Annotated in this window: 9 protein-coding genes; all 9 read left to right on the plus strand. The window is 38.5% G+C overall.

The genetic code is table 11. The features are described 5' to 3' along the window. Positions 1 to 15 precede the first annotated feature (15 nt). The 9 genes from ACRHOZ_RS12530 to ACRHOZ_RS12570 all read left to right on the plus strand — a co-directional run bounded on the left by ACRHOZ_RS12530 (position 16) and on the right by ACRHOZ_RS12570 (position 14634). Positions 16 to 2466, plus strand: a complete 2451-nt coding sequence (locus tag ACRHOZ_RS12530) for a glycoside hydrolase family 53 protein (protein WP_431126116.1) — start codon at positions 16 to 18, stop codon at positions 2464 to 2466. A gap of 110 nt (positions 2467 to 2576) precedes the next feature. Continuing rightward, positions 2577 to 3323 carry a GDSL-type esterase/lipase family protein gene (locus ACRHOZ_RS12535; RefSeq protein WP_431126118.1) on the plus strand — a complete coding sequence of 249 codons (747 nt, stop codon included), beginning with the start codon at positions 2577 to 2579 and terminating at the stop codon, positions 3321 to 3323. 79 nt (positions 3324 to 3402) lie between these two features. After that, a complete protein-coding gene (locus ACRHOZ_RS12540) occupies positions 3403 to 5406 on the plus strand; it encodes a glycoside hydrolase family 2 TIM barrel-domain containing protein (RefSeq protein WP_431126120.1) in 2004 nt (667 codons plus the stop codon). A gap of 3 nt (positions 5407 to 5409) precedes the next feature. Beyond that, positions 5410 to 5781: a hypothetical protein gene (locus ACRHOZ_RS12545; RefSeq protein WP_431126122.1), complete on the plus strand. Its 372-nt coding sequence runs from the start codon at positions 5410 to 5412 to the stop codon at positions 5779 to 5781. Positions 5782 to 5791: 10 nt separating this feature from the next. Beyond that, a complete protein-coding gene (locus ACRHOZ_RS12550) occupies positions 5792 to 7234 on the plus strand; it encodes a sulfatase-like hydrolase/transferase (protein WP_431126124.1) in 1443 nt (480 codons plus the stop codon). 890 nt (positions 7235 to 8124) lie between these two features. After that, positions 8125 to 10047 (plus strand): hypothetical protein, encoded by a 1923-nt coding sequence (locus ACRHOZ_RS12555; RefSeq protein ID WP_431126126.1) that lies wholly within the window; start codon positions 8125 to 8127, stop codon positions 10045 to 10047. Positions 10048 to 10251: 204 nt separating this feature from the next. Continuing rightward, positions 10252 to 11163: an alpha/beta hydrolase gene (locus tag ACRHOZ_RS12560; protein ID WP_431126128.1), complete on the plus strand. Its 912-nt coding sequence runs from the start codon at positions 10252 to 10254 to the stop codon at positions 11161 to 11163. Next, positions 11145 to 12839: a sulfatase gene (locus tag ACRHOZ_RS12565; protein ID WP_431126130.1), complete on the plus strand. Its 1695-nt coding sequence runs from the start codon at positions 11145 to 11147 to the stop codon at positions 12837 to 12839. Before ACRHOZ_RS12560 ends, ACRHOZ_RS12565 begins: the two co-directional genes overlap by 19 nt. Positions 12840 to 12990: 151 nt before the next feature. Then, positions 12991 to 14634, plus strand: a complete 1644-nt coding sequence (locus tag ACRHOZ_RS12570; protein WP_431126132.1) for a helix-turn-helix domain-containing protein — start codon at positions 12991 to 12993, stop codon at positions 14632 to 14634. The last annotated feature ends 21 nt before the right edge of the window (positions 14635 to 14655 follow it).

A 14655-nucleotide genomic window follows, 5' to 3' on the forward strand; every position in this document is an offset into this window, starting at 1 on the left:
ATAAGAACCAAAAAGATGAAAAAAACAATTTATTTTTTGACTTCTATACTATTCTTAGCTCTTTTTTTTGGGTGTGAGGAGACATATGAAGTAATGAATGCAGAAGATTTTGATATTGAAGTTCAAAATACTTTTGAACAGAAGTTTTTTGTAGGCTCGGATCTTTCGTACTTAAACGAAATGTTAGACTGCGGTGCTAGTTATAATGATTTGTCTGGAAATAGTGCAAATCCCTATGAGATTTTCCAAAATGCAGGTAATGATTTAGTAAGAGTACGATTATGGAACGATCCATCAGAATGGACATCCTATTCCAATATCGAAGACGTTGAGAAGACAATAAGCAACTCTAAGGAACAGGGAATGGACATTCTTCTGGACTTCCACTTTTCCGATACTTGGGCCGATCCCGGGAACCAAGTAGCGCCCAAGGCTTGGTTAGATGTTGTTGACAATACGGAAGAATTGGCCCAAAGATTATATGACTATACATATGAAACCTTGGACAATTTAGCAGCCAAAGACCTACTACCAGAGATTGTTCAATTGGGTAATGAAATCAATGGCAATATATTGAATAAAGAAAGTGGGTGGTTTGAAATTAATTGGGACCGAAGTGCAATTTTATTAAATAATGCTATTCAGGCAGTCCGTGATATTTCTAAAAAACATGAAGCCAGGGTACAAGTAATGTTACATATAGCCCAGCCAGAAAATGCCTTATGGTGGTTTGAACAAGCTAGGGAAAACGGTGTGGTCAATTATGATTGGATAGGAATATCATACTACCCTACCTGGTCAGAATATAAAGTATCTGATCTCTCAGATGCCATTGCAGCTTTAGGTTCAGATTTCAATAAGAAGGTTATGGTTGTGGAAACGGCCTACCCTTTTACACTTGAAAATGCCGATGCAGCAAATAATATTCTTGGTAAAACCGTATATCCGGCAAGCCAACAGGGTCAATTGGATTTTCTCTTGGATTTAAAACAGGAAATAAAGGAAGGAAATGGATTTGGGCTGGTTTATTGGGAACCGGCATGGGTTTCAACAGGATGTTCAACATTATTTGGGGAAGGATCTCATTGGGACAATGCTACATTATTTGATAATTCTGGTAATCCTACTCTGGGAATGAACATTTTCAATGACAATTACGTTCCTGAATATAATTGCCAGTCAATTTGGGCATTGGGAGATGGTGTACCAGAGGCATTATGGGATTGGGACAATGCAATTGAGCTGTCTTGCAATGAAAATAAAAATGTTATCGAATTGAATCTGGCAGAAAACAAGTTCAGATTTTTTACCACAGACGGGGATTGGACATCAGGGGTAGGTTATCAATACTTCATAAATAGAGGGTATAGCATAGATTCAAAACTGAAAGATGCCAATGACAATGATGACAATTTTGTTTTTGAAGGTACACCAGGTCTGTACTCCTTAGAAATTGATGGTGAAACAAAAAGCATTGTCGTAGAACCTGTAGTTTCCGAATCGTACTATGCTTTGGGTGATGCTTTGCCTGGGGGATGGAGTTTTGATGATGCCACTTTGATGGAATCTCCAATTTTTGGGATCAGAAGAGCTACAGTAAACCTTTCACCAGGTACTTTCCGGTTCTTTACCATTAAGGATGATTGGGCAAGCGGCTTAAATTACGCATACTATGATGACCAAGGTTACACGATAGACTCCAATTTGGAAAATGCTGGAGATGGGGACCAGAACTTTAGGTTTGTCGGTACAATAGGTGAGTATATACTGGAGATAAATGATAATGCTAAAACAATTACCCTGTTGGGGTCTGGTCCATTTCCGTCAGTTTGGGCTGTTGGTGATGCAGTGCCTGGTGGATGGGATTTCAATGACAATACCATAGAGTTCACACAAACTTTTAGTGGAATATGGACTGCCAATCTAGAGTTGAACACCGGAATCTTTAGATTTTTTCAAGAATTTGGGACATGGGATACCAATAATAACTACTCCTATTACATAAATGAAGGTTTTGACATAGATGCAAATTTTGAAAACGATGGTAGTAGTGATGAAAATTTTAGATTTATTGGTACTCCGGGCACATATACCTTGACCATCAATGCCAATAGTAAGAGAATCACGTTGGAAGAATATGAGACCTTGCCTTCTCTGTGGGCTGTTGGCGATGCAGTACCAGGGGGTTGGGGCTTTAATAATGATACTGTTGAGTTTCCTCAGTTAACTGAAAATGTCTGGACTGCCGAAATATCTTTGAACAATGGTGGAATCTTCCGTTTTTTCCAAATTTTCAATACTTGGGACACTAATAACAACTATGCATTTTATGCCGGTGAAGGTTATGCCATAGATTCAAATTTTACCGAGCAAGATTCTGCTGATAAGAACTTCTTGTTTACAGGCACTTCAGGTTCTTATGTGCTTACCATTAATGGTAATGATAAAACAATAACCTTGGAGTAATATTATCATATCAAAATTCATGTCGGAAGGGAATGCCCTCATTCCTTTCCGATAATTGAATTAAGAGGAAGCAATAAATCATATCAAAATCATTCCTAAAAGAACATCTCATGAACAAACACATGGTCTTGATAATGCTATCTTTAGTTTCTATAATTGGGCTCAACTCATGTATGAATTCTCCAAAAACCGTTGAAGATGATTCAAATACGGCGGTCACCGCAAGCGAGGTTTTGGAAAGCCTGTATCCGCCTGCAGATTTGGTGATTGCTTCCCATTCTGAATTTACAAAACAACATTATCCTCAAAGAATTGCAGAATTTAAAAAGAATCCTCTTCAATTAGGGGATATCGTTTTTTTGGGAAATAGCATTACCGAAGAGGGTGGGGATTGGAATGAAAAAATAAGTAGGAAAAATGCCAAAAATAGGGGGATTTCCGGAGATACATCCGAAGGTGTTCTTGCAAGAATGAAGGAAGTGACCTATTTCAAGCCAACCCAGGTGTTTATTTTGATAGGAATTAATGATCTTTTTAATGAGAAAATATCAGGTCGGGAAGTATTTGAAAACATATTGAAAATTGTAGAGAAACTAGAAAAAGAAAGCCCAAACACAGAAATTTTTGTCCAAACTATATTACCTGCAAATACTGCTTCAATTGTCGAAAAAATAAAATCGACCAACGAATTTATAAGATTAAACGCACAAAATGAAGGGTACAAAATTATTGATTTACATCCGCTCTATATAGGTAGTTCTGATTTTATGAATATGGATTATTCATATGACGGAGTGCATTTGAACGAAAAAGGCTATGAAATTTGGGTTGATACAATAAAACACCTTGTTAAATAGATGTTGTCTAAGTCCTATACTTTACAAATTCCAATTCTACTTAAACCTTTATTAGAACTTGATTTTATCAGATCAAAAAATGAAAAATAGCATCAAAATATTTCTTTTTACCCTTTCATTGTTTATGGTATTTGGGTTGCTGGCGCATGTTTTAAAAAGCGAAGCTAAACAAATCCTAGAGGCTCCACAATATATTGATTTCAACAAGGATTGGAAGTTTAGCCAAGACAGTATATTCTCAAAAAGCATTTCAATAGAAGTGCCCCACGTTCCAAGGATTGAGCCCTTGGTTGTAAATGACCAATGGCAGGGGGTCATGTGGTACAAAAAAGAGTTTGAACACTATTCCCAAGGTGAAGAAAAACTATTCTTGAAATTTGAGGGCGTGATGCATGAATCGGAAGTGTGGTTGAACGAACAATACGTTAAACACCACAAAGGGGGATACCTACCGTTCACAATCGATATTTCAAATCATTTAAGAGAAGGTAAAAATTCCGTAAAAGTGAAGGTGAAGAATACTGACAACCCCGTTATCCCTCCTGGTAAGCCACTAAGGGATTTGGACTTTAACTATTACGGTGGAATCTACAGAGATGTCAAGTTGATTACTAAAAATAACGTGTATATATCTGACCCTATACTGACCAACAAGATTGGCGGAGGTGGAATTTTGGTTCATTTTTCAGAGATAACCGATGTATCTGCAAAATGTGAAATTAATATCCATGCGGTGAACGAATCCAGCAAAGAAAAAGAGTTATATGCAGAAATAATCCTAAGGGACCCTGATGGAAAAACGCTGCTCCAAAAATCCGATGTCGTGTCCGTAAAGTCAAAAAGTGACCACGGACTCTCCATCTCATTTAATATAGACAAACCAAAGCTTTGGGGCACATCTTCACCCTATTTGCATACTCTTACAACCAAGCTATATAGTAATGACCAAATTGTTGATAGCGTGACTCAAAAAGTGGGTATTAGGAAAATCGAGATGAACAGTGAAGGTTTCTTTCTCAATGAGAAAAAAATGTACATAAGGGGAACCAATAGGCATCAAGAATACCCTTATGTCGGATATGCCATCTCGAATGCGGCAAATTATAGGGATGCGGTAAAGATAAAGCAAGCTGGATTTGATTTCGTTAGATTGTCACATTACCCTCAAGATGAATCGTTTTTGGATGCATGTGATGAGCTGGGCTTGTTGGTAATGAACGCAATTCCTGGTTGGCAGTTCTATCAAGAGGGAGAATTTGAAAACAATTCTTTCAAGGATATAAGAGATATGGTGCGAAGGGATAGGAATCACCCGAGTATTGTTTTTTGGGAAACTTCTCTTAACGAGTCAGGAATGACAGAGGAATACATGATAAAAGCAAATAAAATTCTAAAGGAAGAACTTCCTTTTCCTGACACATACAGTGCGGGATGGATAGACCATCCATCATTTGATCTTTACATTCCTGCAAGGCAACATAGCAAACCACCAAATTATTGGATGGATTATGATAAAGAGGGTCGAAAGGTGTTTATTGCTGAATATGGAGATTGGGAGTATTATGCCCAAAACGCAGGATTCAACCAAAAAGCCTTTAAAGACTTGAAAGAGGAGGAAAGGACCAGTAGGCAATTGAGGGAGCATGGTGAAAAAAGACTTTTACAACAGGCATTAAACTTCCAGGAGGCGGCCAATTCAAATCGTCAGGGTGAAAATACTATTGGACATGCAAATTGGGTCATGTTCGATTACAACCGGGGGTATTCGGACGACCTTGAGGCTTCAGGAATAAGCGATATTTTTAGGATTCCCAAGTTTACATTTTACTTTTATCAAAGTCAAAGACCCCCTAATGAATCTGTCAAGTTTCGAGGATTAGACATTGGAGGTCCCATGGTGAAAATTGCCAATTATTGGAACAGGGATTCACCAACAGAAGTAAAAGTTTATAGTAACTGTAGTGAGGTAGCACTGTATTTAAATGGTGGTTTAATTGCTAAAAAAGTACCAGAAAAGGATAAGTATTCTTCACATCTAAAACACCCTCCGTTTATTTTCAAGATTCCAAAGTATGTTCCATGAGAATTGATGGCCATTGGTTTTATTGATGGTACTGAAGTTACCACTGATGTTGTTAGGACTCCAGAGAGGGCAAAAGGACTAAGATTATCCATAGATATCGCCGGTATAAAGATCGGGGATATGGACACCGAGGATATATTGATTTTGAACGCAAGAGTGATCGATGAATTGGGAAATGTAGTAACAACAGATAATACAACAAAGGTCTTTTTTGAGGTTGAAGCAGGAGGAGCCGAACTGATTGGAGAAAATCCGAGCACAAGCAAGGCTGGAATTGCTTCAATCCTAATAAAAATGTCTGGAGATGAGACGCCTTTATTGATTAGTGGTAAAAACAATTTGCTAGGAAAGTACTCCCAAAGCTTGAATCCATAATCGTATTTAGATGAAAAAACAGAGTGATTTGAACCGGATTTTATGTATAATTTTTTTGTTTTCACTATTCATAGGATGCAAGAACGAGATCAAATCTTATCCCAGCGAAAAATTTAAAAATAAACCTAATATCATATTTCTTTTAGCTGATGATATGGGTTATGGAGAATTGGGGTGCTATGGTCAAAAAATGATAAAAACTCCTTTCTTGGACAGCTTATCAATGAAAGGGGTAAAGTTCAACCAGTTTTATGCTAACGCAGTTTGTTCACCTTCAAGAGCTGCTCTTATGACTGGTAAGCATCCCGGAAATACTTCAATTAGAGGCAACAGCGCAATTGGTGAAAACGATTTGTGGTATAGAATGCCATTAAAACGACAAGAATTGACTATTGGAGAATATTTAAAAAAAGAAGGTTATAAAACCGGCATCATAGGTAAATGGCATTTAGAAAGTCCAGACAGTCTTTATTCCTGGGCTCATAATAGAGGGTTTGACTATACTTTTCATCGCCAATGGAATAAATACAAAGATGATCCAAATGATCCAAAAACAATTTGGGAATCAGGAGTGCCCTTGAACATTGACAGTGTTTGGGTCAAAGATTATGTTTCAAGAGATGAATTAAGGACCGATAAAGCCATTGACTTTATCAATAGGTATAAAAATGACCCTTTTTTTCTGATGATGTCCTACAAAATACCACATACTCCAGAAAATGACATTAATGATCAAGATATATATTCCGATATGGGATGGCCTGAGACAGAGCGGCAGCATGCTGGAAGGATAACAATTTTAGACAAACTTATTAAGCGGCTTTTTTCTCATTTGGAGTCCAATAATTTATTGGAGAATACACTAATAATATTTACCAGTGACAATGGTCCTCACAGCGAAGGCGGGCATGATCATGAATTTTTTGATAGTAATGGTCAACTTAGAGGTTATAAAAGAGACTTTTACGAAGGTGGGATAAAGGTGCCCTTTATTGCATATTGGAAAGGACGAATCCAACCTAAAACGTCAAGCCATATAGCAACTTTATGGGACGTATTGCCAACTATTTGTGAAGTGTCCGGAGTGGACACTCGTGACGACATAGATGGTATTTCTTTTTTACCTGTACTACTCGGTAAACCTCAGAAAGAACATGAATATTTATACTGGGAGCTACAATTGGACGGATGGTGGCAAGAACTTCTAGATGGTGGATTTAGACAAGCCATTCGCAAAGGTGATTGGAAAGCGATTCGCTATGGGTTAAATAATAAAACAGAGTTGTACAACCTGAGAGTTGACCCTTTTGAATCCAATGATATTGCAAGGCACAACACAGATATTGTGAAAGAGATGGAGGAACTGTTCAAGCAATCCTCTACAGAAACCGTGGGCTTTCCATATGGGGGTAAGATTCAGAATTACAAAGCCATGGACGTGTGGCAAAAATAGGACAAGAGCACTTAGAATTAAACTGGAATCTCTACCAGTGGTTGGTAAGATTCTGGAAAATGAAAATTCATCCATTTGGAAAACAGCTGTATTTCCACATATTAACCACTATAGATCTCTTAATGAAATACACTTTGTTGCATTTCTCAATTATTAACGGGTTTATCAATCACTCGTTAAGAATTGAGAACAAAAATAATTTTAGATTAATGAGAACTTTAAAGAATAAAAAGGCCTTAATATTTTTCGGTTTAGTTTTATGTACGATTCATTGTTTTACCCAAGAAATGGATTCTGCCAATAACGTTTATGTTGATTCCCTTGGGGTTATGCGCTGGAACAATAATAACTCGGTAGTAAAGGGATTTGGTGTAAATTATACCGTTCCTTTTGCACATGCCTATCGAACGGCCAACCGACTTGGTTTGAACCCAAAAGCGATTATTGATAATGACGTTTACCATTTTACACGCCTTGGATTCGATCTCTACAGAATTCATGTGTGGGATACCGAAATATCAGATGCCGAAGGTAATTTAATTCAAAATGACCATTTGGACACTTTTGATTACCTCCTGGATGTTTTAAGCAAGAACAATATCAATTATGTCATAACTCCTATTGCGTTTTGGGGCAATGGATGGCCGGAACCAAATGAACTTACATCAGGTTTTTCCCAAAAATTTGGAAAGGCCAATTGTTTGGTCAATATGCATTGCATTGAAGCTCAAAAGCGGTATCTAAATCAATTTATAAACCATACAAATCCGTACAACGGGAAGAAGTATGGCGAGGATCCAAACCTTATTGCTTTTGAAATAAGTAATGAACCGCACCATTGGGGTGAACCTAAAAAGGTCACAGATTTTGTCAAGCAAATGGTAGAGGCAATGCGACAAACAGGAACTAAAAAACCAATTTTTTATAATATAAGCCATGGGGTTCATTTTGCCAACGCATATTTTAATGGAGAAATCCAAGGCGGAACATTTCAATGGTACCCAACAGGTCTAGGGTATCAAAAAGAAATTCCCGTGAATGTTCTACCCAATGTGGATAAATATAATATCCCTTTTGATAGTGTTATTAGGGAAAGGAAAGGAGCAAAATTAGTATATGAATTTGATGCGGCCGATGTTGGTGGTTCCTATGTTTATCCAGCCATGGCAAGAAGTTTTAGGGAGGCTGGTATTCAGATAGCAACGCATTTTGCCTATGACCCTACTTTTTTAGCTCCCTTTAACACTGAATACAATACCCATTATATGAATTTGGCTTATACACCCAAAAAAGCGCTGGCGCTAAAAATATGTTCAGAAATTTTTCATGAAATCCCAATGTATACTGATTTTGGCAAATATCCCAATAACAAGAATTTTTCAAACTTTTTGGTGGACAACGAGCGGAATTTAGCTGTTTACAATACTGAAGAGAAGTTTATTCATACTAACTCAACTACCATAGATCCGATAAATGAACTTAATCTTAAACATATTTCGGGTTACAAGAGTTCCCCATTGGTGAAATATGACGGAAGGGGAGCCTATTTTTTGGATAAAATAGAAAAGGGCTTATGGAGGCTGGAATTGATGCCTGATGCGTTGCCAATAGCCGACCCGTTTGGCAAAAATAGTGTTGGGAGAAAAGTAAGTTCAATTAAATGGAATAAGCACAAGATGAAGGTATCGTTAAAAGAATTGGGTAAAAAATTTAACATTCAAGCGATAAATAAGGGCAATGAATTTAACTCAGTTGTTGCCAGAGATGGAGAATTTGAGATACTTCCTGGGACTTATATTTTTAACAATCTCGAAAACAAAACAAAGTGGTCCGCTGAAGATAATTTTGAAGGATATGAATTAGGCCATTACTACGCACCTAAACAAAATGTTGATGGATTGACACTTAATCATGAACCTATTGATGAAATATCTGTTGAGCATTCCTTAAAGATAGATGCTCGTATTGCTAGTCAAGGAAACCTTAAGGAAGTCAATGTTCTTTTTTACGAAAATGGGGCTGCCAAAACAATAAAAATGCAATCCATAGATAAGTTTCATTATACTGTAGCAATAGCCTCAGAGAAGATTGAAGTTGGAAATTTTGAATATTTCATTGTGGTCACATTCGACAATGGTGATAGCTATACATTTCCGGAAAACAGAAAAGGACAACCGGGTGACTGGGATTTTGATAATGAAAAAACATACAGCACCAGGGTAGTTCCAACCGATTTCCCCATACACCTATTCGATGCTGATGAGGATTCCAGATTTTTGGTCTCGCCATGGAGTAAGAGCTCCTTTAAGTTATTGCCCATAGAGAAAAAAGACCAATCCATTTATGAAGTTAATATTGATGAATTATTTGTTCTGGACAGCGAGAACCTAAATGCAAAACCAATTTTTGACTTCAGTTTCAAACACTTCATTCAAGACAAGATAAAGGGGAGAAAAGGGGGTTTGTCAAAAAAGGAGGAATTGGTAATAAATGGGCGTAGTTTGAATGGGAAAAATTGTAAGGTTCAAGTGGCTCTTGTAATGGAAAATGGATCTTCATTTGGCACTATAATAGAGTTAACTCCAGAAGCTATGGACCATAGGGTGAAGTTGGAAGATTTCAAATTAGTTAAGACTGTTTTATTGCCACGACCCTACCCTTCTTTTCTGCCATACTATTTTGATCATAATAACGAATCAAAGTTTGAAGTTGAAAAGGTGGAGGCAGTGCAATTTTCAGTGGGTCCCGATATGTCTAAATCTGAATTAAAAGAAAGTCATGGAGTGGGTATAATTTCTCTGAGAATGGAATAAAACTTATAAAAATAGCGGTTAAGGATGTGTTTCTGCCAATGTTGACAACTCAAAATGAGTTTAATGCATAGTGCACTAAGGACGGCTTTTAAAGCATTATTCTTAGTGATAACAGCGGTAAATTGGTTCAAATAATTTCGATTTTAATAATAAAACTTAGGCTTTAACCTTTGGTCAACTATAAAAATATAATGCCATGTTATCATGAAAAATCTCTTTAACATAATCATCAGTGTTTTACTGACTTTTGGTCCATGTTATGCCCAAGATTCCATTATCAACATTTGGCCAAAAGAAATACCGAATCAGAATGAATCAAATGAATTCGAAATTCAGAAGGCTAATGACATCTTCTGGATTGAAAATGTTCAAGAACCTACCTTAGAGGTATTTCTTCCTTCAGCAGGGAATTCGACCGGCAAAGCTGTAATAATTTGCCCTGGGGGCGCGTATTTAGGATTGGCATATGATCTCGAAGGAACTGATGTGGCCAAACGACTCAATGCTGATGGAATAGCAGCATTCGTATTAAAATATAGATTGCCTACTTCCAAGTGTTTAATCAAGCCCCATGAGGCCCCATTGATGGATGCTAAAAGGGCAATTAGAACTGTTCGGCATAATGCGAAACGCTGGAAGATTCGTGCGGATAAAATTGGTATTATGGGCTTTTCTGCTGGAGGTCATCTAGCTTCAACTCTGGCTACCCACTACCACTCAAACCAAAAGCCTTCAGATACAATTGATCGTCAAAGTGCCAAACCCGACTTCGTTATTCTCGTTTATCCGGTGATTTCTATGGATGCTCAGATTGGCCATGCAGGTTCACGGGAAAATCTTTTGGGGAAAAATCCAAACCACGAATTGATCAAATATTATTCCAATGAATTACATGTAAACTCTGAAACTTCCCCAACATTTTTGGTTCACTCTTCTAATGATACAGTTGTTACAGTGAAGAACAGCATATTGTATTACCAGGCTTTGCAAAGGGAACAAATTTATTCAGAAATGCACATTTATCCCCATGGAGGGCATGGATATGGGCTTGCATTAGACAGTGGATATTTGAAGAAATGGACAAATTACCTTTCTGAATGGATAGAAGGTTTGTAACAAGATGTCTTATGATGATGCTAGCTCTCATTTTTCACCCGTTCAATGATATTATCTCCAAAAAGGTTAATAATCGTAACAGGTTTTTGAACCTTGCTCATCAGTTCATTGTTTGTTATGTCCTTTTTGCTTTAATCGGATGTTCATCATCTGAAGAGCGAATCGGGCGGGCTAAAACCCCCAATGTTTTATTCATTCTTGCTGATGACCTTGGAGCACACGACTTAGGATTCTCAGGAAGTGAATTCTATGAAACACCATTTCTTGACGGTCTTGCTAAGGAGGCATTTGTGTTTAACAACGGCTATTCAGCGAGTCGTGTTTGTAGCCCTTCGAGGGCTAGCATTATGACAGGGAAGTTCACCCCCAGACATGGCATAACAGATTGGATTGGTGCACCTTCAGGAGAGGATTGGCGCAAACTTTCCAGACATGATAAATTATTGCCTCCAGAATATCATCGTAAACTACCAAAGGACGATATCATTTTATCCGAATCACTTCAATTAAACGGGTATAAGACTTTTTTTGCCGGAAAATGGCACTTGGGTGGCGAAGGGTCATATCCGGAAGATCATGGATTTGAAATTAACAAAGGGGGATGGAGTAAAGGAAGCCCTGTCAATGGATATTTCTCACCTTGGCAAAATCCAAAACTAGAAAACCGAAAGGATGGAGAAAACTTATCGATGAGGCTAGCTATGGAAACAATTGATTTTATAAAACAAAATAGGGATTCTACCTTTTTCGCATTTCTATCATTTTATGCCGTTCATGCACCTATCCAAACAAGTCAAGATAAGTGGAAAAAGTATAAAGAAAAGGCCGTGAAAGCGGGTATAAAGGAATCTGGTTATAAAATGGAAAGAGTGTTGCCTATTCGTCAAGTTCAGGACAATCCAATTTATGCCGGTTTACTAGAATCAATGGATGAAGCAATTGGGCTGGTTTTAGAAACTCTGAAAGATTTAGGTCTCGATAAGGACACAATTATAATATTCACATCTGATAATGGAGGGGTGGCCTCAGGTGATGATTTTGCGACATCTAATTTTCCACTAAGAGGGGGAAAGGGATATCAATGGGAAGGAGGAATTAAGGTGCCTTTTTTGATACATGTACCTTGGTTGAATGGCAATGGTAAGCGGATAGATTACCCGGTAATAAACACTGATTTCTATCCAACTATCTTAGATTTGGCCGGGTTTGATTTGTTACCAGAACAACATCTTGATGGGGTTAGTTTAAAAAAATTATTAAATGGAAGAACCTTACCGGACAGATCTTTGTTCTGGCACTATCCACATTATGGTAATCAAGGAGGAGAACCCAGTTCAATAATATTGAAAGATGGGTGGAAATTAATTCATTATTGGGAAGATGGTAGAAACGAATTGTATCATTTATCAACAGATGTTTCAGAAAAACTTGATATATCAAAAAACAATCAAGAAAAAACCAAAAGCCTTTTCCTTGAGTTGGAAACTTTGTTAAATAAGCTTAGTGCACAAGTTCCCAAGAAAGATTCCAAATATGACAATGAAGCGGCTTTGGAGCGAAAGAAGAATATTAAAAATAACTTACTTCCCAAACTTGAAGCAGAAAGAAAGGAATATTTTTTGGAAGGTTTTTCTCCCAATGAGAATTGGTGGGGAAGTAAAGTTACCAATGATTAACGAAGCTCCTGAATTTGAAAGATTTAAGTGGAGTATCACATGGAGCCTTATATGTAAATAGTTTAATAAAACCTTAGAATGACTGCGCTTGTTGTACATTTCTCTTCCTCTATTTTTCAGTTTCATCAATCCAATACAGCTAGTGATTACAATGGTCCATAAAACAACAACATTCCTACTTCTGATAAGTGTTTCAGTTTGGTCACAGAATGGAAGTGGATTGCAGTTTGAATTGTTGCAAGACCTATATCCAAAAGCTGTTGATTTGTGGCGGGTTGAATCGGATAGTGTTGACCCCTATGTTGATGAGTTATATAAGCGGGCAAAAATTTCAGGAAATACTGACATCTATCTACAGTCCTATCATATGAAGGCATTGACCACCTTGGGAGAGCTGTCACGAAACTATACGGATAGCCTATACCAACTGGCAAAATCGAACAATGATGACAAATACTTGGCCACTGCCCATTTTTTGAAGGGCCGCAATGCCTACGATGCCGGACAGTACAAAACCTCTTTGGACCAATACCTTAAATGCAATGAGCTGTTGCGCAGCGATGTGGACAGCGTCCGGCTGGAAAACTTGGTTCGCGACAATATCGGGTTGATCCGCATCCTTGTCGGTGACAATGATGGAGCCATTGAACTGTATGGAGAACTATTGCACAATTATGGGGAACGTGACAACGGCGGTCAGCAATATCTTTGGGCACTCTTTTCATTGGCAGTGGCCCACCACCAGAACGGGGATTTCAGTGTTTCCCAACAATTGGTCCATGAGGGTCTGGGACTGTTGGAAGGAACGCAAAATGGACCCATGCCCTATTTCCTTTCCGTGTACGGGGCCAACCATTATGGGATGGGCGACTACCAGACCGCGATTGCCAATCTCCACAAGGCTAATACCTTTTTCAAACGTGAAAAGGATGCAATGCGACAGGCCATTGCCCACTACTATCTGGGCAGTGCCCATGAAGCCCTTGGGAACATCGACAGTACTATGTACCATATGGAAAAGGTGGATGCCCTCTATGAAAGGGAACCCAAAAGTCTTTACCCGCTGACCCGTGGTGCCTGGGAATATCTTTTAGGGCAAGCCCGGAAAAACGGGGATGCCGAAGCGGAACTCCGATATATCTCATCCCTTCTTGCCATAGACAGTGTGGTCAGCAGCAATTTTAGGTACATCAACCAGAACCTTGTGCGCCAGTACGATATGCCCAGATTGGTGAATGAGCGAAATACCCTGGTCAACAGGTACAAAGGCCGTAACCGGTACTATCTAATGGGATTGGTACTACTATCCCTTGTACTATTGGCCTTTTTTTTCGTCCGTAAAAGAAGGTCCAAAAACCAAAAAACAAAAGAATTGGGGAAAAATTATGGAGGGGGTGGCCTGAGCAAACCCTCATCCGAAGTGGTCCTAAGCCCGGATAACCTAAGTACCGTATCTGATGGTCTGGTGGATCTGGAGGAGGAAAAGTTTTATTTGGAGGCCGGTATCACGGTCAAAAAAACAGCCCGATTGTTGGGGGTTGGGGAAAAAAAGCTCTCCGTGTACCTCAATCGGCATGTGGGGATGACCTTTACCCAGTACATAAATGGGCTCAGGGTGGAACTTTTTCGGAAAAAGTTGCGCTCCGATTCCGACTTCGTAAAAACCTACACCTTGGATGCCATGGCCCAGGAATGTGGTTTCAAGAATAACAAATCCCTCAGCAAGGTCTGCAAACGCAGACTGGGCAAGACTTCCTCCGAACTAGTACGCGAAAGCAGAAACCCCCTTTCCTGAAAAGGGACTGCCCTCCCCTAA

The sequence above is a fragment of the Flagellimonas flava genome (assembly GCF_050617915.1).
In the GTDB taxonomy this organism is placed as follows: Bacteria; Bacteroidota; Bacteroidia; order Flavobacteriales; family Flavobacteriaceae; genus Flagellimonas; species Flagellimonas flava_A.

What these genes read in the sequence shown, in the direction of transcription:
- ACRHOZ_RS12555 (WP_431126126.1), top strand. Translation starts at nt 8,125, where the DNA reads ATGCGACAAACAGGAACTAAAAAACCAATTTTTTATAATATAAGCCAT.
- ACRHOZ_RS12560 (WP_431126128.1), top strand. Translation starts at nt 10,252, where the DNA reads ATGAAAAATCTCTTTAACATAATCATCAGTGTTTTACTGACTTTTGGT.
- ACRHOZ_RS12540 (WP_431126120.1), top strand. Translation starts at nt 3,403, where the DNA reads ATGAAAAATAGCATCAAAATATTTCTTTTTACCCTTTCATTGTTTATG.
- ACRHOZ_RS12570 (WP_431126132.1), top strand. Translation starts at nt 12,991, where the DNA reads ATGGTCCATAAAACAACAACATTCCTACTTCTGATAAGTGTTTCAGTT.
- ACRHOZ_RS12550 (WP_431126124.1), top strand. Translation starts at nt 5,792, where the DNA reads ATGAAAAAACAGAGTGATTTGAACCGGATTTTATGTATAATTTTTTTG.
- ACRHOZ_RS12565 (WP_431126130.1), top strand. Translation starts at nt 11,145, where the DNA reads ATGGATAGAAGGTTTGTAACAAGATGTCTTATGATGATGCTAGCTCTC.
- ACRHOZ_RS12530 (WP_431126116.1), top strand. Translation starts at nt 16, where the DNA reads ATGAAAAAAACAATTTATTTTTTGACTTCTATACTATTCTTAGCTCTT.
- ACRHOZ_RS12535 (WP_431126118.1), top strand. Translation starts at nt 2,577, where the DNA reads ATGAACAAACACATGGTCTTGATAATGCTATCTTTAGTTTCTATAATT.